This window comes from Pyramidobacter sp. YE332 (assembly GCF_033060595.1).
In the GTDB taxonomy this organism is placed as follows: Bacteria; Synergistota; Synergistia; order Synergistales; family Dethiosulfovibrionaceae; genus Pyramidobacter.
Genome location: NZ_CP133038.1, coordinates 542706 through 561460, shown reverse-complemented (window position 1 = coordinate 561460; position 18755 = coordinate 542706). Strand labels below are relative to the sequence as shown.

At 57.1% G+C, this 18755-nt stretch carries 15 protein-coding genes; 12 read left to right on the top strand and 3 right to left on the bottom strand.

Annotated features, from left to right (window positions below; translation table 11 throughout):
* Positions 1-470 precede the first annotated feature (470 nt).
* From RAH42_RS02600 to RAH42_RS02580, 5 genes are all read left to right on the top strand, one after another.
* Positions 471-1322 (top strand): hypothetical protein, encoded by an 852-nt coding sequence (locus RAH42_RS02600; RefSeq protein ID WP_078017165.1) that lies wholly within the window; start codon positions 471-473, stop codon positions 1320-1322.
* A gap of 21 nt (positions 1323-1343) precedes the next feature.
* On the top strand, positions 1344-2273 hold the full coding sequence (locus RAH42_RS02595) for a CsgG/HfaB family protein (protein WP_078017164.1): 930 nt from the start codon (positions 1344-1346) through the stop codon (positions 2271-2273).
* A gap of 75 nt (positions 2274-2348) precedes the next feature.
* Complete coding sequence (locus RAH42_RS02590; RefSeq protein ID WP_317539906.1) at positions 2349-3746, top strand: CsgG/HfaB family protein; 1398 nt, start codon at positions 2349-2351, stop codon at positions 3744-3746.
* A 299-nt stretch (positions 3747-4045) separates the two neighbouring features.
* Positions 4046-4603, top strand: coding sequence for a flavodoxin (locus tag RAH42_RS02585; protein ID WP_078017172.1), 558 nt, complete (start codon positions 4046-4048; stop codon positions 4601-4603).
* A 9-nt stretch (positions 4604-4612) separates the two neighbouring features.
* A complete protein-coding gene (locus tag RAH42_RS02580; RefSeq protein ID WP_317539905.1) occupies positions 4613-5245 on the top strand; it encodes an SUMF1/EgtB/PvdO family nonheme iron enzyme in 633 nt (210 codons plus the stop codon).
* A gap of 146 nt (positions 5246-5391) precedes the next feature.
* On the opposite strand, the gene RAH42_RS02575 is transcribed toward RAH42_RS02580, so the two are convergent.
* Both RAH42_RS02575 and RAH42_RS02570 read right to left on the bottom strand, forming a co-directional pair.
* On the bottom strand, positions 5392-6750 hold the full coding sequence (locus tag RAH42_RS02575) for a glutamine synthetase beta-grasp domain-containing protein (RefSeq protein ID WP_317539904.1): 1359 nt from the start codon (positions 6748-6750) through the stop codon (positions 5392-5394).
* Positions 6751-7169: 419 nt separating this feature from the next.
* The gene (locus RAH42_RS02570; protein WP_317539903.1) at positions 7170-8294 is read right to left on the bottom strand and encodes a M20/M25/M40 family metallo-hydrolase; all 1125 of its coding nucleotides are present in this window, start codon (positions 8292-8294) and stop codon (positions 7170-7172) included.
* Between the two features lie 277 nt (positions 8295-8571).
* Between RAH42_RS02570 and glyA the strand changes: the two genes are divergently transcribed.
* The 4 genes from glyA to RAH42_RS02550 all read left to right on the top strand — a co-directional run bounded on the left by glyA (position 8572) and on the right by RAH42_RS02550 (position 13980).
* Complete coding sequence (gene glyA / locus RAH42_RS02565; protein ID WP_317539823.1) at positions 8572-9831, top strand: serine hydroxymethyltransferase; 1260 nt, start codon at positions 8572-8574, stop codon at positions 9829-9831.
* Between the two features lie 105 nt (positions 9832-9936).
* Entirely contained in the window at positions 9937-11247 is a 1311-nt protein-coding gene (locus RAH42_RS02560) for a YgeY family selenium metabolism-linked hydrolase (RefSeq protein ID WP_317540239.1), read from the top strand.
* Positions 11248-11364: 117 nt separating this feature from the next.
* Positions 11365-12783, top strand: coding sequence for a TIGR00366 family protein (locus RAH42_RS02555; protein ID WP_317539902.1), 1419 nt, complete (start codon positions 11365-11367; stop codon positions 12781-12783).
* Positions 12784-13980 carry a YgeY family selenium metabolism-linked hydrolase gene (locus RAH42_RS02550; protein WP_317539901.1) on the top strand — a complete coding sequence of 399 codons (1197 nt, stop codon included), beginning with the start codon at positions 12784-12786 and terminating at the stop codon, positions 13978-13980.
* 301 nt (positions 13981-14281) lie between these two features.
* Here RAH42_RS02550 and RAH42_RS02545 read toward each other — a convergent pair whose 3' ends face one another.
* Positions 14282-15469 (bottom strand): IS110 family transposase, encoded by a 1188-nt coding sequence (locus tag RAH42_RS02545; RefSeq protein ID WP_317539900.1) that lies wholly within the window; start codon positions 15467-15469, stop codon positions 14282-14284.
* A 267-nt stretch (positions 15470-15736) separates the two neighbouring features.
* Between RAH42_RS02545 and RAH42_RS02540 the strand changes: the two genes are divergently transcribed.
* The 3 genes from RAH42_RS02540 to RAH42_RS02530 all read left to right on the top strand — a co-directional run bounded on the left by RAH42_RS02540 (position 15737) and on the right by RAH42_RS02530 (position 18753).
* Positions 15737-16822: a TRAP transporter substrate-binding protein gene (locus RAH42_RS02540; protein WP_317539899.1), complete on the top strand. Its 1086-nt coding sequence runs from the start codon at positions 15737-15739 to the stop codon at positions 16820-16822.
* Between the two features lie 81 nt (positions 16823-16903).
* On the top strand, positions 16904-17419 hold the full coding sequence (locus RAH42_RS02535; RefSeq protein WP_009165964.1) for a TRAP transporter small permease: 516 nt from the start codon (positions 16904-16906) through the stop codon (positions 17417-17419).
* Positions 17419-18753: a TRAP transporter large permease gene (locus RAH42_RS02530; RefSeq protein WP_009165965.1), complete on the top strand. Its 1335-nt coding sequence runs from the start codon at positions 17419-17421 to the stop codon at positions 18751-18753. Before RAH42_RS02535 ends, RAH42_RS02530 begins: the two co-directional genes overlap by 1 nt.
* Positions 18754-18755: the final 2 nt, after the last annotated feature.

Genomic DNA, 18755 nt, shown 5'->3' with positions numbered 1-18755 from the left:
TGCGATAACGCAGAACTTCTTCCGTGTTTCACGAGTTTATAAAAAAATGCCGGGACAGTCAATTAAAATCTTATATTTCAACTATATTTTTACAAACATTCTGCTCATCTATCTTTCTGCACTCTCCCCTCAAATTTCACCCCAACGGGTGATGTCTTTTCTTTCTTTTATCAGTATGTTATATTTAAACAAAATTCCTGCAAGGGATCGTTCCGCGCGGTCCGACAGAACCAAATATTGTTGTTTTCGCTAATGCGTCCGGATATCTTTGCCGTTATGCTTTTTACAAAGCAACAAAATTTGCGTTGAAGGAAGTCTTCGTCATGAAACGGTTCTGCCGCACCACCGCTTTTTTCCTGATCCTGCTGACGCTGGTCGTCGCCTTTGCGCTTCTCGGAGCGGTCGCGGGCCGGGCGCAGCTTCTCAACACCATGTGTTTTTAAAGCCTTAATTTTGGGGAGGTATCCATTATGAACCGCAAAGTCCTTCGTTTCACCCTCGCCGCGCTGGCGGTGCTGACGCTGGCGGTCACGGCCGTCGCGGCGCCGCTGCGGAAGAACCGGGCCATCGCCGTCATCCTTTACGACGTCGAGCCCGGCACGCGCTATACGTCGCTGTCCAGCTGGAACTACTACGGCGGCATGAGCTATACGCACTACGCCTCGGCCGCCCGCGGCGCCGCCCTGGCAACGGAGACGATCCGCAGCGCGCTGGTGAGAAACGGCTACAAAGTCGTCAGCGACCAGATCACCGCCCGCATCGTCAAGGCTCAGCCCAAACAACCCGGCCCCGGCGCCGTCAAGAAGATCAGCCGCGCGCACGGCGTCAGCCAGTACGTCGACGGCACCGTGGAAGTGCTGGACACGATCCGCAACGAGTTCGGCATGTACACCGGCTCGGCCGTCGTCATGGTGCACGTTTACGATTCCACGGGACGCACGATCTTCTCCGATTCCGCCATGGGCAAGGAAGTCGGCGCCACGCCTGACGAGTCCGAGATCAAAGCCGTCAGGAAAGCGGCCGAGGAACTTGCCGAGAAAATCACCGGCGTGCCCGCCAACCCCAACGTCACCGACGGGGGCTTCTACGTCTTCGTCAGAGGAGCGCGCGACCTCAAATCCGTACAAAGCGTGGTCACCGCCTGCAAGACGGTTTACGGCGTCACCTCCGCCCGCACCGGGCGGTTTGACGGCGACTGGGCCCAGCTGACCGTGTTCGGCAACTTCGACCTCAAGGAACTGCAGAAGGCCATCGTCGACAAAGTGCCTTACGCCCGCATCAACGACATCACCGACAGCACCATGTACGTCGACATCTATTAGACCGAAGGGAGCTCCCAGACCATGAAAAAATCGCTCAAAATCCTGCTGGCGTTTTGCGCCGCTCTGTGCCTCGCCGTTCCGTCTCTTGCGGCCTATACCATCTCCGTCGAGACCTTCCGCAACAGTTCCGGCCGCCACGTGCCCGTCGATTCCATCATGGACATGATGATCACCGAGCTCGTCAACAGCGGCACCTTCCAGGTCGTCGAGCGCGACCGTCTCGACGTGATCGCCCGCGAGCAGCGCATGGGGCAGTCCGGCCTGATCGACAGCAACACCGCCTCGCGCACCGGACGTCTTGCCGGCGCTCAGTACATGATGACCGGCGCCGTGACCAAATACAGCGCCAGCGACACCGCCGGCGGCGGCATTATCGGCGGCGGCAGCAGCCTGATCGGCGGCCTGATCAACACCAACACCGCCTACGTTACGCTCGACGTCAGGATCGTCGACACCACGACCGGCGCCATCGTTTACGCGGGGCGCGCCGAGGGCGCCGGCACCAACGTCCTCGGCGGACTGCTGAGCCGCTACGGCGGTTTCGGTACCGGCCGCAGCGGCGGACAGCTGGCTACCGCCACTCACAAGGCCATTACCAAAGTGATCGCCAATCTCCGCGCCGCTATCGGCGCCGGCGCCGCGCCCGGCAGCGCCGAAGGGTTCCACGTGCTTGAAGCCAAGGGCGTCCGCAACGTCACCATCGACGCCGGCACGGCCACCGGCAGCGCCCGCAAGGGCCAGTATTACGCCGTGTACCGCGAGGGCGAAGCGATCCGCGACCTTCACGGCAACGTACTTGACGCGGAACATTACTATGTCGCCGTGATCCAGATCATCGACGCCCGTCCCCAGTATTCCAAGGCCAAGATCGTCCGCGGCGGCGGGCTCAGACGCGGCGACGGCATCGAGCCGATCCGCAAGCCCGACGACGTCAAGCTCGACTACGAATAAGTTCTTTCCGGTCCATCACAACCTGCGCTCCACCCCAGAGCGCAGGTTGTTTTATTACTCCAAGGAGGATTATCGATGAAAGGAATCAAAACGCTGTGCGCCGCCGCGTTTCTGATGACAAGCGTTCTGCTTTCGCCCGCCGCGGCCGTGATCCGCATCGGCGTGGACCGTTTCAGGTCGGGAGCGCCGGGAGTCTCGTCGGACGTCGCCGACGCGCTCACGGAAATGTTCATCACCGAACTTTCCAATTCCGGATCGTTCCAGGTCTACGAGCGCACCGCCCTCGAAAAAGTGGCCCGCGAGCAGAGGCTTTCCATGTCGGGACTGGTGTCCGAATCGACGCTCGTCAAAGTCGGGCGTCTCGCCGGCGTGGAATGGATCATCACCGGCGCCGTCACCCAGTTCGACGAACAACAGACCGGCGGCGTGCTGCCCATCCACAACTTCGGCCTGGCCGTCGGCAGCAACGTCGGCACTGTCACGCTCGACGTCCGCACCATCGACACCACCACCGGCGCCATCACCGCCGCTCTGCGTCAGACCGGCGCGGCCAGCCGCGCCATCGCCGGCGCCGTGTACGAAGGTACCGTGATCGGCACGACGCAGTACGGCGGCGTCGGTTCGCAGGCCGCCATGAAAGCCGTCAAGCGCGTTGTGCGCGAACTGGAACGCCGCATCGGCGGCGTCGCCTATCACGTCATCAAAGTCACGCCGCAGCGCGCTCTCATCGACATGGGCTCCGCCAAGGGCGCGGCCAAAGGCCAGCTCTACGGCGTCTACGAAGAGGGCGAACCGATCCGCGCCATCGACGGCTCCATCATCGACGCCGAAAAAGTCTATCACGCCCTCGTCAAAGTCGTCGAAGTCAAGCCGAACTACAGCCTCTGCGCCTACGTGAAAGGCAAGGGCGGCCCCGCTTCCATCCGCACCGGCGACCTGCTCGACGAGATCGACCCCGGCGAGAGCGCGCGCAGTCTGCCCGTCACCGCCGAACGTCTCGTCCCCGACGCGCCCGCTCCCGTGATTGCCGGCAGCGAAGCTCCGCCCGAACCGACGGTCCCCGACGCACCTCCGCTTCCCCAAAGCGACAAGACCGGCAAGGCCTCCGTACCGGGGCAATATGCCGACGAAGGCGGTCCCGTCTTCAAAGACAATCCGCCCGTAAATGTGAACAGCTGCACGGATGACCGACTGTTCACTGCCTACAACATGCCGGCCAACCGCCTCTCGAATCTGCGCATCATCTACCGCAACGGGCAGAGATCCTACAAGGCGGGGCAGTACCGCAGCGCTTACTCCATGTTCAACCGCAGCGCCCGCGAGAACAGCTTCGACCTGCTCAACACCTACTGGGCCGGCATGTCGGCGCTGAAATGCGGCGACAAGAAGAACGCCCGCAAATGTTTCGACGCCGTTCTCGCCATCAACCCCAATTACCAGCCTGCACAAAAAGCTCTCAAACACCTCATGTAATGCGGATTGCCGATGAAACTTTTTCATCGAGAATCAGCATCGCTTCTCGCGGACGCGTTTCTGCGCCCGCGTTTTGAGCTTTCCCGTTCATCGTCATATACCAGCCGATCACGTCGCCGGCGCTGGGATCGAACCAGCCCGATTTATCGATCCTGACGCCGCTGGCACAAATCTCCGTATAATCGTTCCGGGACTCTTGACCTGAAGGGCGCTCAAACCTTTATAATGAGCCACCAGAGGCAGGGCCACGCACAAAGGCCTTTCCGGCAGATGTCTCATTATGAAAGGAGATTCCAAATATGAAAAACCTGTACGCGCTGATGATCGGTCTGTCCGCGCTGGCGGCCCTCTGGGCGCTGCCCGCGGCGGCGAAACCGACGAAGGAGAAGACGCTGATCGTTTTCTATTCGTGGGGCGGCAACACGCGCGGCATCGCCCGCGCCATCCAGAAAAAGACGGGGGCCGACATTTTCGAGATCGAGCTGGTCAAGCCCTACTCCGACGACTACAACACCGTGCTGAAGGAAGCGCAGCGCGACCAGCGCGCCCAGGCCCGGCCGGAGATCAAGGGCAAAGTGACCGACATGGCGAAGTACGACACGATCCTGCTCGGCTATCCCAACTGGTGGGCGTCGATCCCCATGCCGGTCGCCACGTTCCTCGAAAGTTACGACTTCGCCGGCAAAACGGTGTCGCCTTTTTGCAGCAACGGCGGCGGCCGGCTCGGCCAGAGCGTCTCCGCCATCACCAAGCTGATCCCCGCGGCCGTCGTGCAGAATCCGCTTTCCATCTACTACGACGGCGGCTCCTCGCTGAGCGCCGACCTCGACGCCTGGCTGGAGAAGAACGGATTTTAGGCGAGCGCCATGAAAAGCACGCTGATCCTGCTGGTCCTCCTGGCGCTGAGCGCGAGAACCGCGCTGGCGGCGCCGCAAGACGAAATGATCCTGATCACAGGCGGCACGTTCATCATGGGCAGCCCCGAGGGCGAGCCGTGGCGCGAGAACGACGAACGCCAGCATCACGTGACGGTGAGCGACTTTTATCTCGGCCGCCGCGAGGTCACTCAGGAGGAATACAAGGCGCTGACGGGCGCAAATCCCAGCCGCCACACCCGCGGTGAAAAACTGCCCGTGGAGAACGTCAGCTGGTACGACGCCGTGAAGTTCTGCAACCTGAAGAGCACCGCGGAAGGGCTGACGCCCGCTTACGCGATCGACGGCGAAAACGTGACCTGGAACCGCGACGCGAACGGCTACCGCCTGCCCACGGAGGCGGAATGGGAATACGCCTGCCGCGCCGGCGGCGCCGGGCCGTTCAGCATCGAGCCGTCGCCGTCCTGGACCGACGCCAACTACTACGGCCACTATCCCTACAACATCGAGCAGAACTATTTCGATACGGGAAAACTCGACGTGAAGCCGGGCACTTACCGCGGCGATTCCATCCCCGTGGGCAGCTTCAAGCCCAACGCGTTCGGCCTTTTAATTAAGAAATAGTATAAAACGAGGAACGGGTGTGCGGAGAGTATCTTTCCCCGCGCAAACGAAAACGTTCCGTCTGAAACATTTCCAACGGCAAAGGCCGGCGAGCACGCTCGCCGGCCTTTGCCGTTGCTCTTGAGTTTTCTCTGCCCGTACCTGATTCAGAAGTACAGCTCGTACTCCTGCGGCGTCGGGGCGTTGTAGATGTAGGCGGCTTCCTCGCGCTTGACCTTGATCCACTGCTCGACGAGCTGCTCGGGGAAGACGGGGCGCAGATAGGCGTGATCCTTTTCCAAGCCGTCGAGCACGGCGTTCAGGTTGAGCGGGAAGATCTTTTCCTGAAGGATCTCGGCGCTGTTCATGCCGAGCGCCACGGGATCGAGCTGGGCGGCGATGCCGTCGCAGCCGGCCATGACCATGCCGGCCAGCATAAAGTAAACGTTGGCCGAGGCGTCGCCGGGCCGGTACTCCACGCGCGTGCTGTCCTTCTTGAGATAGCTGGGGATGCGCACGGCGGCGCAGCGCGAGCCCTTGGCAAACGTGGCGCTGACGGGCGCTTCGAAGCCGGGCACGAGGCGGCGGTAACTGTTGGTGCTTGGATTGGTGAACGCCAGCAGGCTGCCCGTCTGGCTGTGGGTCAGCAGTCCCGCCGTGTAGGAAAGCGCCAGCGGCGACAGATTGGCGACGCCGTCGCCGGGGAACAGGCTTTTGCCGTCGCGGGTCAAGAATTGGTGCACGTGCATGCCGCTGCCGGAAACCTTGTTCATCGGCTTGGGCATGAACGTGGCGAAGATGCCCATCTCGCGGGCCACGGTGCGGATGATCCACTTGGCCAGCGTCACGTCGTCGGCCGTCTTCTCCATCGACGTGAATTCCAGCTCGATCTCCAGCTGGCCGGCGGCCACCTCGTGATGATGATACTTCACCGGCACGCCGGCGATCCCCATCAGCTCCACCGTCGTGTCGCGGAAATCGCGGTAGCGGTCCTCGGGCGAGACGCGGTGATAGCCGTCGAACAGGCCGAAGCGCGGCGCGCTGCTGAAATCGTCGCCCAGCCCCTCGGCGGTGGCGACTCTGTAGCCGACGCGGTTGGGCTGGATCGTGTACTCCACCTGATCGAACGCGTAATATTCCAGCTCCACCAGCATTTTGGCGTCGTCGGCGATCTTCTTGTCGCGCAGGTACCTGGCGGCGTTTCTGACGACGTTGCGAGGATACTGCTCGAAGGGGATACGTTCGTCGGTGGCGGAGACCACGTCGCAGAACACGTGCACGGTGTTGAATTCGCCGCGCCGTTCCAGCAGCGCCCGCCCCATGTCGGGAACGGCCACCATGTCGGAATTGCTGACTTTGGCGTAGCCGTAGTTGGAGCCGTCGAAACCGATGCCGTCGCGCAAAACCTTTTCGGTCGCGTACTCGCGGGGCAGCGTTACCGAGCGCAGGTTGCCCCTCAGGTCGATCATCATCAGGTTCAGAAAGTTCACTTTCGACCAATCGCCGTTAAACGTGCTCAGATTCATGACTATCGCTCCTTTTCATCTTTCTCCGCTTTTCGGCCTGGCCGCGGCCAGCCTTCAGCAAAAATCCCGCCGGAGGTTCCCTCCGACACGTCACTTTATAAAAAATTAATAACTATCAATCAACGCCAAATTATCATAAAGGACGATTCACGTCATTAATAAAAAATGACCAATTTTTCTGTTTTAATGTACCGTATTACTGCAAAAACGATCACTTTTTCGCAGGTGATTTCTTTTGAACGGCAGCTTCGAACAAAAAAAGTCCCGCATCGCTTTTCAGGCGTTTTATGCCTGCACGTCCTGCGCGATAAAAAAGCGCTCCGCGAGTTTCTCATTCCCTGCGAGAAACTTCCCGGAGCGCTTTCTGCATATTCTTTAAATGAACTGTCCCAAAGGACTTCCCCGCGCCGACGCGAAATCTATTCGGGCAGCCCGCCCCTGTCGCCCCAGGCAAGAACAATGCGTTCGGCCAGTTCGCCGGCACGGCGCAGGTCGTCGAGCACGATCCGTTCGGAAACGCCGTGGTTGCCGCTGTACCCCGTGGCGACGCCGACGACGCCGATCCCGGCGGCGTTGAAAACGTTGGCGTCCATGCCTCCGCCGCCGCCGTTGACCTGCGCCTCCGCGCCCATGCCGCGCAGGGCGGCCAGCGCCGCCTGGATCACCGGAGCGTCCTCGTCGAAGCTGAAACTTTCGTATTGCGGCGTCACCGTCGTCGTGACCGCGGCGCCGGTTCCCGCGGCCGCCTCCCGGCAGTGCTTCTCGAAATATTCCACGTAGGCGGACAGAGCCGCGTCGTTGCGGCTGCGCATTTCACCCCGGCAGACGGCGTAGGACTGGACGATGTTGGTGACTTTGGTGCCGCAGTCCAGCACGGCGAAGTTGGCCGTGCTCTCGGGATCGAGACGGCCGTCGCGGATCGTCGCGAGGATTTTCGCCAGCGCCGTCACGGCGTTGACGCCCTCTTCGGGACAGTTGCCGGCGTGCGCCGCTTTTCCCGTCACCTCGACCGTCAGGCTCACCTGCCCCGGAGCGGCGCAGACCACGCGCCCCAGCCGACCGGGCGAGTCGAACGCGTAGCCGACTTTGGCGCGCAGCCGCCTTGTGTCGAAAGCCTTGCTCCCCAGAAGCCCCGCTTCCTCCCCCACGGTGAAGAGATATTCCACGCGCGGGAACTTTCGTCCGCAGGCCTGCAGACGGCGGACGCTGTCGATCAGCGCCGCCACGCCCGACAGATCGTCAGCCGCCAAAATCGTCGTGCCGTCGGAAACGATCAGGCCGTCTTTGATCTGCGGCTTGATCCCCTGCCCGTTGGCGACCCGGTCCATGTGGGCGTTGAGCAGAATCGAGCCGGGCAGCCCGCCGTCGAGCACCGCCAGCACGTTGCCCGCGTTGCCGCCGAAACCGGCCCCCGCGTCATCCTCCTCGACCGCCAGCCCCAGCGCCCCGAGTTTGCCCTTTACCGCGTCGGCCACGCCGCGTTCATTCCCCGACGCCGCGTCGATCTGCACCAGCTCGAGAAAATCCTCAACGATGTCTTTCATCTATAGAGCTCCCCCTTCTCTGCCATCTTGTCACCGGCTCCTGTGGAATGTCGCAGTCTGCTCTGCCTGTTAACAGGCCTACAGTGTCCTGCTCATATTGTAGCACTGTACGAAGGCAGTTCTTCCTATTTAATACTCACATCACTAAAATTTTAAAATATACATTATACAGCTTGACAAAGCTCGATGAAAGAAATAACATGTCCACAAGAGAGATACGCAATATATCGTGTATTTTTGAGATGGTTATTTATATCGAAAGGGCAGGTAGATATCAATGGACAAGAACAGCGACAAGTACATCCGGGACGTCGACGCCGAGATCGCCGACATCATTATCGAAGAGTACCGCCGCCAGAACCACCAGATCGAGCTGATCGCCTCCGAGAACTTCACCTCGCGCGCCGTCATGGCGGCGATGGGCTCCGTGCTCACCAACAAGTACGCCGAAGGCTACCCCGCCAAACGCTACTACGGCGGCTGCGAAGTCGTCGATAAGGCCGAAAACCTCGCCCGCGACCGCGCCAAGAAACTCTTCGGCTGCGACCACGTCAACGTCCAGCCCCACGCCGGCAGCCAGGCCAACATGGCCGTCTACTTCTCCCAGCTCCAGCCCGGCGACACCATCCTGGCCATGAACCTCACCGATGGCGGACACCTCACCCACGGCTCCCCCGTCAACTTCTCCGGCAGACTCTACAACGTCGTCCCCTACGGCGTCAGCCGCGACACCGAGACCATCGACTTCGACCAGGTGCGCGAGCTTGCCCGCAAGCATCATCCCAAGATGATCGTCTGCGGCGCCAGCGCCTACCCCCGCATCATCGACGCGTCGAAATTCCGCGAGATCGCCGACGAAGTCGGGGCCCTCGTCATGTTCGACATCGCCCACATCGCCGGCCTCGTCGCCGCCGGAGTCCATCCCAATCCCGTGCCCTACTGCGACTTCGTCACCACCACCACCCACAAGACCCTGCGCGGCCCCCGCGGCGGCATGGTCATGTGCAAAGAACAGTACGCCAAGAAACTCGACTCCGCCATCTTCCCCGGCATGCAGGGCGGCCCCCTCATGCACATCATCGCCGCCAAAGCCGTCGCCTTCGCCGAAGCCCTCAGACCCGAGTTCAAGACCTACCAGCAGAACATCGTCGGCAACTGCAAACACCTTGCCGAAAAGATGATGGAGAAAGGCTTCCGCCTCGTCTCCGGCGGCACCGACAACCACCTGATCCTCGTCGACCTGACCAGCAAAGGCGTGACCGGCAAACAGGCGCAGATCGCGCTCGACCAGGCCGGCATCACCGTCAACCGCAACACCATCCCGTTCGAGACCCTGAGCCCGATGGTGACCAGCGGCGTGCGCATCGGTACGGCGGCGGCGACCACGCGCGGCTTCGGCCGCGAGGAAATGGAGAAGATCGCCGGCTGGATCGACCGCGTCGTCACCCACATCGACGACGAAGCGGAGATCGGGAAAGTCCGCGCCGAGATCACCGAACTCTGCGAGGCGAAACCGCTCTATCCCGGGCTGTACTAAAACACCGTCCTCAATAAAAACAAATCGTAAGCGCGGTATAGTACAGTCTCTTTAATAGACTCCGCAATTTTATGGACAAACGCATGGTTTATGAAGGTAGAAATTATGAATACAGAAAAAATCAAGGAAGCTGCCGCAAAATATGAAAAAGACATGACGGCATTTCTTAGAAGAATAGTGAAACATCCAGGGGAAAGTTCAGAAGAAAAGCCCCACGCAACAGTCATAGCAGAAGAAATGAGGAAACTGTCTTTTGACAGAGTTGAAACAGATCCCATGGGCAATGTCCTAGGTTATATGGGAACAGGAAATAGACTTATCGCCTTTGACGCACACATCGATACCGTCGGCATAGGTAATATAACAAACTGGGATTTTAGCCCGTACGACGGATACGAAAACGAGACAGAAATCGGTGGAAGAGGCGTATCGGATCAATTAGGAGGGATTGTAAGCGCGGTTTACGGAGCCAAAATCATGAAAGAGCTGGGAATTCTGAACAACGACTTCTCCGTTTTAGTAACAGGCTCCGTTCAGGAAGAGGACTGCGATGGGCTTTGCTGGGAATACATTATCAAAGAAGACGGCATAAAGCCTGAGTTTGTAGTGTCTACCGAACCCACAGACGGAGGTATATACAGAGGCCAGCGCGGACGTATGGAGATACGCGTAGACGTGAAAGGTATTTCATGCCATGGCTCGGCACCTGAAAGAGGCGACAACGCCATATATAAGATGGCAGATATTTTACAAGATATCAGAGCGCTTAACGAAAATGGGTTCTCTGCCGGAGATAAGATCAAGGGTCTCGCGAAAATGCTCGACAGCAGGTACAACGCGGATTATGCCGAAGCAAGCTTTTTAGGGAAGGGAACGATTACCGTATCGGAAATTTTTTTCACCTCTCCAAGCCGATGCGCCGTAGCTGACTCCTGCTCCATATCGCTGGACAGGCGCATGACTGCCGGCGAGACATGGGAAAGCTGTTTGGCCGAGATAAGGACGTTGCCCGCGGTTAAAAAATACGGGGATGATGTAAAGGTCAGCATGTATCAATATGCCCGAGCGTCTTACACAGGGCTTACATATCCCATAGAGAGCTATTTCCCCACGTGGATACTTCCAAGAGATCATAAGCTTACTCTCGCCATGGAACAAGCGCACAAAGAGCTTTATGGAAACGACAGGACTTCCCCCCAGACTCAGAAAAGCGTACGTGCGGGACGCCCCCTTGTGGATAAATGGACTTTTTCAACAAACGGAGTGTCCATCATGGGAAGAAATCATATTCCCGTTATAGGATTCGGCCCCGGCAGCGAGGCTCAAGCCCACGCTCCCAATGAAATCACCTGGAAACAGGATCTAGTAACATGCGCCGCTTTGTACGCTATGCTACCGCTTACGTATTTCAAATAAGAGAACGGAGACAAAACTGATATGTACCCAGAATCCTGGACACATTGATTACTGCTCGGACGAGCGAGATATGGATGCTATCCTGTATTGGGCCTAAGACGAAGAGGGAGGAAAAATATGTATAAAGAAAATATTGGTGGGAAGAAAAAATTTACCATGCCTCATATCTTTATTATCCTTTATGCCATCATACTGCTTGTAGGACTTCTGAGCTACGTACTGCCTGCGGGGGTATATGACAGAGTCGCAGACGCGACCACGGGAAGAATGATTATTAACCCCACATCCTATCATGTGGTCAAATCGAACCCTACGGGCGTTATGGATCTGCTTGAAGCGTTTCCTAACGGTTTCGTTGACGCGGGATATGTGGTTGTTCTTACATTCTGCGTATGCGGCGGATTCTACGTTGTCAACCAGAGCGGAGCCATAGGAGGCGCCATATCATGGTTGACCAAAAAGATGAAAAATCGCGGCATATGGATAATTCCAATACTCATGATCACTTTCGCTGCCATAGACTGTTTTATTGGTATGTGCGAGTTATGCATGGTCTATGTGCCGATCATACTTCCGCTCATGCTGGCGCTGGGATTTGACTCCATGACGGCTTGCGCCACCGCGCTTTGCGGTTCCGCCATCGGATTCACGTCAGCTATAGCAAATCCGTTCACAACCATCATCGGTCAAAAAATCGCAGGTCTCCCGTTGCTGTCGGGCTGGCAACTCAGACTTATCTCTCTTATAGTTGTCGGGATTGCGGGCATAGTTTACGTAATGTCATACGCAACCAAGGTAAAAAAAGATCCTACGTCTTCCATCATGTATGAAGAAGACCTCGTTCTCAGAAAAGAACTTGAAACAGCATCAAATCAAGAAAAAAAGATGACAGGCAGGCAAAAACTTGCCGGCATCGCCGCTCTTGTCATGTTCGTCATCATGGTATACGGCGTGTTCCAATGGGGCTGGGATACGCCTGAAATCGGCGGCATCTTCATGGGAATGGCCATGGTATCAGGCCTTATTTCGGGCATGAGACCCAACGAGATCTGCTCCACGTTCCTGAACGGATGCCAGCAGGTTCTTTTGGGAGCCTTGATCGTCGGACTTTCCAGAGGTGTATCTGTCGTCATGAGCAGCGCCCAGATTACAGATACCATCATACACAATCTGGCAACTGTGCTTCAAAACCTGCCGGCAAGCGTTACATCCGTGGGTATGCTCATCGTGCAGACCATCATGAACTTCCTTATCCCCTCAGGTTCGGGGCAGACCGTCGTCACCATGCCCATCATGGCTCCTCTTTCGGATCTGGTCGGAGTTACAAGGCAAACGGCTGTTCTCGCTCTTCAGTATGGCGACGGTTTCTCGAACATTTTCTATCCCGTGTCAGGATATTTTATGGCGACTCTGGCTCTCGGGCACGTTCCTTATGGAAAATGGATGAAGAAGATGGCTCCTCTGTTTATCATATGGACGGTGTTAGCCGCCGCATTCATGGTTATCGCTCAGCTTATTAAGTGGGGACCATTCTAAATGAATGACGGGTCCCGGATAAAAAAGATCGTAGACGAGATAGCGCGGGACATTATTGATTTTGCCGTAAAGCTCGTACAAACAAAATCCATGACTTGTTCCGAGGAATCCGTCGCGGAGCTCGTTGCGAGCAAAATGCATAGTCTCGGCTACGATAAAGTAAACGTAGATCCCTATGGCAACGTGATCGGACAGTTAGGAAGTGGGAAGAACATATTATTCTTTGATTCCCACATGGACACCGTCGCGGTAAACGACGGACCAAAATGGAAGTACCCTCCGTTTGGCGGCGAAATCCATGACGGCAAGATCTATGGGCGAGGAGCGGTGGACATGAAGTGTCCATTGGCAGCGTCTGTGTACGGCGGATATATAGCCAAGCAAATAGGAATTCCTGATAACGTCGCCGTCGTGGTATCCGCCTCCTGTATGGAGGAAGATTACGACGGAGAGGCCGTGAGAGAGTATTTTAGTTGGTCGTCTCTCAAACCCAATGCCGTGGTCATTTGTGAACCGACTGACCTAAAGATAGCTACAGGCCATCGGGGAAGAGCTCTTATAGAGATCAACATGCCCGGAAAGGGGTGTCACGCCAGCGCTCCGAGAAACGGCATCAATCCTGTGTACTTGCTGGCTCCCGTAATAAAAAGAGTCGAGCAGCTTTGCACTGATTTGGCGGCACAGAAAAATGCAAGCAGCGAGTGCGGCTCGGTCGCGATATCAAACATATACTGCAATACAGCCTCCAATAATTCCGTTCCCATGGACGCGACAATAATACTTGACCGCAGACTTGTCACAGGCGAAGACAAAAAGTTTATAGAAAAGGAAATGGACAGCCTTGTAGCGGGAACGCCGGCTGCATGGAAGTACAGTGATATTCCAAGCACCAGTTGGACAGGCATGAATTTCATGTTCCACTCGTTTCTTCCGGCATGGGATATAGACGAGAACAGCAGCCTCGTCAAAGCCGCCGCGGAAGCGTACAAGTCGATCCGGAAATCAGAACCGGTCCTTTTCCACATGGGCGCCTGTACAAACGGAGTTACTACGGCCGGTATGCTCGGACTTCCCACAATCGTATTCGGTCCCGGAGACATAAGCATGGCTCACGCGACAGACGAATGCTGCGATATACAGAGCATGCTCGACGCATGCTGCATGTACGCTCAAATAGCTGTGCAAGGCAAATTCTAGGGGCTTATCAATTCTTTGGAAGAAAACTTAGCCGGTTTTTCCAAAGCAGCGCCAGTCAAGAGTCTCTTCAAGAAAAGCAACTCTCGGCATTATGTTTTAATTTCATTAAATAAAAGGAGACCAGCTATTAAAAGTCAAGTAGGAAATTCGAGCTCATGCCCGAAGTATTTCTAGCCGGTTGCCCGCGTGAAAAAGCCAAAGCGCCCCTGAAAACGGCATATTGGACAGAACTCAGACAAAACAAGCACGCGAACGAGCTCACACGGAAGCGACACGAGCAGGGAACCCCGCGGGAACAGGATCATTCTATGCCCTGGCGGCGTACCTCGTAAGGTTTGTTGGCTTTCAGAACAGCGTAAATCGTATAAAGCAGTTTTCTCGACACAGCCCCCAATGCAGTCCCATGCGCTTTCCCCTCACCGCGCTTCTTTTCGTAGAACGCTTTGAAGACAGGATCGCATCTGACTGCTATCAGCGCCGACATCCAGACAGCTCGTCTCAGGTAGGGGGATCCTTTCTTGGACAAGCGGTTGTGCTGGCCGACATAGTTCCCCGATTGAAACGAAGTCGGATCGATCCCGGCAAAGGCGACGAGTTTCTTGGGATTGGAGAAACGACTGATATCGCCGATCTCACCGAGGATCACGGCGCCCGTCGCCGGCCCCACGCCGGGGACAGTGAGGATGACAGAGCTAAACTTCCTCAGCTGCCGGGCGATCTTCTTGTCGATCTCATCGATCTGCTTCTCCGTGAATTCGATCTGTTCGATGAGAATCCTGATTTGAAAGGCAAAGGCATCCGAACACAGAGTCAGGCCGACCGAACGCGCCGCCAGAGACTTGAGCTCACGGGCTTTGTCAGTACCGTGCCGGCCCCGGCTGGTTTTTCTGAGCAAAGCGGCCAGCGATTTCGTGTTCACGTCGACCACCTGTTCCGGAGTGCCGTACGTCTTGAGAAATGCCTTTGAACTCTCGCCAAAGACGTTGGAGAACAAGGCAGCATACTCCGGAAACACCTGATCCAGAACGGTGACGACCTGTCGCTTGTAGTCGGCGCAGGAGTCCTTGAGCGACTCTCTGAAACGGGCCAGATTGCGCAGCGCCATGATATCTTCATCAGCCAGATGAGTTTCGCTGAACGAGCCGAAACGGATCACCTCAGCCACCAGAAAGCAGTCGACCGCATCCGTTTTCTGCTTCCGGATGTGGAAGTTCCTCAGACTGTCGGATTGGATCGGGTTGATCACATGCAGAGCAAAACCCTGCTCCCGCAGAAAGGAGTAGAGCGCGAGCCAGTAATGACCGGTCGCCTCCATGCCGATACAGAAAGCCTCCCGCTCGGGAAGACTCTGTTCGAGAAAGAGCAGAAGCTGCTGAAAGCCCTCCTGCGCATTGGCGAAACGCAGCGACTTGCCGACGTGGCTGCCGTCCTCCCTGATAAGCCCTGCTTCGTGATTGTTCTTCCCGATGTCAATACCAAGATAGTACATGAGTCACCTCACCACAACGTATTTGCAGGTGAATTCTCACGCTTCCTGCGGCTCACAACCTCCTTGGACAGACGGAGAAGACTTTCGGTCTCAACATCCAGCTCATTCGTGAACTGCCGCAAGAGGTGAGGCGCCACTCTCCTTTACGAGGAAATGTCCCCAAGGAAACAAACGGCGACGCTCACACTGCATGCTGACATTATCGCAGATTGTTCCGTTCAATAATCTGTCAACAAGTGCGACTACATTATTCTAGGAGGAATCACTATGGTCAGAACGTGTTTTGTGAGAAAGGCACTCGCCGCAGCAGCTGTCGTTATGATTTTGGGCGCCGGCACGGCTTCCGCCGCTCCGGAGTATAAGTGGCGTTTTGGGCAGACCTCGGTCCGTGCCTCGCAGGGCAAGTCCTACAAACTTTTCTGTGAGTTAATCAAGAAATACAGCAACGGCCGTATCGAAGTCGAGTTTTTCCCCGACAATCAGCTCGGGACTCTCAATGAGATCTTCCACGCCGTGCAGGACGGCGAAATCGAGATGTGCGGTTTCGCTCCTTACGTCAATCTCGTTCCCGGCGGCATGTTCAACTGGATGCCGTGGACCGTCGAATCGTGGGAAGAGTGCAAGATGGCTTTCTCGCGCCCCGACGGATGTCTCTACGTGCCTCTCGAGGAGGCCATGAAGGAAGTCGGCGTTCACATTCTGTTCACCGTTTCGCAGGGCTCCTACGGCATCGGCAACAGCGTGCGCCCGATCAAAACGCCGGCTGATTTCAAGAATCTGAAAATGCGTGTTTCTTCGTCGCTCGGCTGCGTCCGCGGCCTGCAGAACATGGCCGAGGGAACGGGTATGACCGTCGAAACCGTGCCGTGGGGCGATCTTTACCACGCCCTGGCGAAGGGCGTGGTCGACGGCTGCTGGGATATGTGGCCTTCGCTCGTGGAGGAGCGTCACTGCGAGGTCATGAAGTATTACACGTCTCTGGATTGGATGTGGGACGCCAATCAAGTCGTCATCAACGCCGAACTTTGGGCGAAGCTGCCCGACGATCTCAAAGCCGCGATCCGGAAGGCGGCCGACGAAGCCGAAGCCGATCAGTACGCCATCCAAATCGCCGAAGAGGACAATTTCAAAGAGTTCCTCAAGAAGCAGCCGAACTTCGAAATTTACTATCCGACCGAGGCGGAGCGCGCCGAGTTCCGCAACTGCGCCCGCAATCTCGACAACTGGAACGATCTTTGCAAGCCGTGGCTCGACAAGCACTTCCCCGGTCAGGATATGACCGTGAAGATTCTCGACCAGCTCCGAATCAATCGCGAAAAAGTATTAGCCGACAAGGCCGCAGCTGCAAAGTAACGATCAGTCTCACAAGGGGGCGGCCCGAAAGCCGTCCCCTTTTTTGAAGCAAGATCTCTGTGACAGAAAAGGCGGTGCATTATGAAAAAACTCTTTTCTTTCCTGCAGAAAACCGAATTCTTTCTCGGCTCTCTCGGGCTCCTGCTGGCCATAATCCTCACGTTCTGTCAGGTGGTAAACCGCTACTGGCTCCATTTCGAAATCATGTGGATCAGCGACGCGGCGCTGTACATCTTTATTTTCACTATTTATGTGGCGATTTCCTACGGAGCCGCCGTGAAGACGCACATCGCCGTCGACATCCTTCCCGACGTCTTGTGCAAGGACAGCCGGGCGAAACGCGCTCTGTTCGACATGGCGAAGAGCGCCGTCACCGTCGCGATGATCCTGGCCATGTGGAGCCCCACGCTGCGCGTCGTCAAACGCGCCTGGAAGCATCCCGAGTTCGCCACGCTGGTGCGCTGGTTCAACACGAGCTGGCTCGTGTATGCCATGGGCGTCATGATCGTGTTGAGCGTTCTTCATTACGGCTGGCATGTCTGCGAGGATATTTTCGAGCTGCAAAAACTCCGTTGGGAAAAAGAGGTGAAGGAGTAATGTTCGATCTCGGCACTTCCACAACTCTCGTTACGTTCCTCGTCGGTATCGTCGCGGGGCTGCCCATCGGCTGGGTTTTCATCGGCGCGACCGCCCTCGGCGTCATTCTCGGCGGCGGCACGATGACCTTCATCGCCAACTCCTTTTTCCATTCGCTCGACTCCTCGACGGTCATGGCCATTGCCTTTTTCGTTTTTTCCGGCGCTCTCATCGGCGAGGCCGGGCTGGCGGACCGCATCGTCAATTTTTCTTACGCGCTGGTCGGGCGCCTCAAGGGCGGCCTGACGGCCGTCGGCATCGTCGCCACGCTGTTCATGGGGGCGCTTACGGGGTCTTCAGTTCCCTGTATCGCCGCGCTGATTCCCCTGCTTGTTCCCAAACTGGAAAAATTCGGTTACAGCCGCGTCTACACGACGGCGCTGCTCTGCTCGTCCAGCTATCTGGGATATCTGATTCCGCCCAGCGTGCCGGCCATGATCTATTGTCTGCTGGCCGGACAATCGGTCGGCGCGCTGTTCCTTTCCACCGTCTTTCCCGGTCTGCTGCTGGCTCTCGGCTACTGCATCCTCAATTACCTTTACGTCGACAAATACACATCCTCCAGCGTTGAAGTCCCGGAGCTGCCCAAGACTTTTATCGCTTCCGTCAAACAGGTGTGCCGCACCGGCTGGGTAGCCCTGCCGGCGCTGGGCTGTCCGGCGCTGATTTTGATCGGCATTTACGGCGGCATCTTTACGCCCAACGAAGCCGGCGGCATCGCGGCTATTTACTGTCTGCTGGTCGGCTGGTTCGCTTACCGCGAACTGACCTGGAAGCGCCTGAAAAAAGCCTTATCCAGCACGGTCGGAACGTTCGGCATGACCACGCTGCTGTTGGCTGGCGGCACGGTTCTGACCCGTTACCTGACCCGGCAGGGCGTGGCTCAGCAGGTGGCGTCGGCCATGCTTTCGATGTTTTCGAGCAAGTACATGATTTTGCTCATGCTCAACGTATTCCTGCTCTTCCTCGGCATGTTCCTCGACGGTATTCCCATTCTCATTCTGGTCGTGCCGCTGGTGCTGCCCCTGATGACGGAACTGGGAGTCAACCTGGTCCACCTCGGCGCGATCATGGTGGTCAACGTCGGCATCGGTGTGATGACGCCGCCGTTCGCCATGTCGATCTTCGTCGGGTCGCGTCTGTCGGAAATCTCCGCGGCCGACCTGACGAAAGCGATGCTGCCTTTCCTGTTCTACGTTTCCATCCCCGTCCTGCTGCTGACAACGTATTTCCCTTTCCTGTCGTGCTGGCTGCCCGAGCTGCTTCTGGGCGCGAACGTCGTCGGCGCGTGGTAAAC

Excerpts from the sequence above, each read along its gene's own strand:
- RAH42_RS02560 (WP_317540239.1), top strand. The coding sequence starts at position 9,937 with ATGAATACAGAAAAAATCAAGGAAGCTGCCGCAAAATATGAAAAAGAC.
- RAH42_RS02570 (WP_317539903.1), bottom strand. The coding sequence starts at position 8,294 with ATGAAAGACATCGTTGAGGATTTTCTCGAGCTGGTGCAGATCGACGCG.
- RAH42_RS02590 (WP_317539906.1), top strand. The coding sequence starts at position 2,349 with ATGAAAGGAATCAAAACGCTGTGCGCCGCCGCGTTTCTGATGACAAGC.
- RAH42_RS02550 (WP_317539901.1), top strand. The coding sequence starts at position 12,784 with ATGAATGACGGGTCCCGGATAAAAAAGATCGTAGACGAGATAGCGCGG.
- glyA (WP_317539823.1), top strand. The coding sequence starts at position 8,572 with ATGGACAAGAACAGCGACAAGTACATCCGGGACGTCGACGCCGAGATC.
- RAH42_RS02545 (WP_317539900.1), bottom strand. The coding sequence starts at position 15,469 with ATGTACTATCTTGGTATTGACATCGGGAAGAACAATCACGAAGCAGGG.
- RAH42_RS02575 (WP_317539904.1), bottom strand. The coding sequence starts at position 6,750 with ATGAATCTGAGCACGTTTAACGGCGATTGGTCGAAAGTGAACTTTCTG.
- RAH42_RS02595 (WP_078017164.1), top strand. The coding sequence starts at position 1,344 with ATGAAAAAATCGCTCAAAATCCTGCTGGCGTTTTGCGCCGCTCTGTGC.
- RAH42_RS02555 (WP_317539902.1), top strand. The coding sequence starts at position 11,365 with ATGTATAAAGAAAATATTGGTGGGAAGAAAAAATTTACCATGCCTCAT.
- RAH42_RS02585 (WP_078017172.1), top strand. The coding sequence starts at position 4,046 with ATGAAAAACCTGTACGCGCTGATGATCGGTCTGTCCGCGCTGGCGGCC.
- RAH42_RS02535 (WP_009165964.1), top strand. The coding sequence starts at position 16,904 with ATGAAAAAACTCTTTTCTTTCCTGCAGAAAACCGAATTCTTTCTCGGC.
- RAH42_RS02540 (WP_317539899.1), top strand. The coding sequence starts at position 15,737 with ATGGTCAGAACGTGTTTTGTGAGAAAGGCACTCGCCGCAGCAGCTGTC.
- RAH42_RS02530 (WP_009165965.1), top strand. The coding sequence starts at position 17,419 with ATGTTCGATCTCGGCACTTCCACAACTCTCGTTACGTTCCTCGTCGGT.
- RAH42_RS02580 (WP_317539905.1), top strand. The coding sequence starts at position 4,613 with ATGAAAAGCACGCTGATCCTGCTGGTCCTCCTGGCGCTGAGCGCGAGA.
- RAH42_RS02600 (WP_078017165.1), top strand. The coding sequence starts at position 471 with ATGAACCGCAAAGTCCTTCGTTTCACCCTCGCCGCGCTGGCGGTGCTG.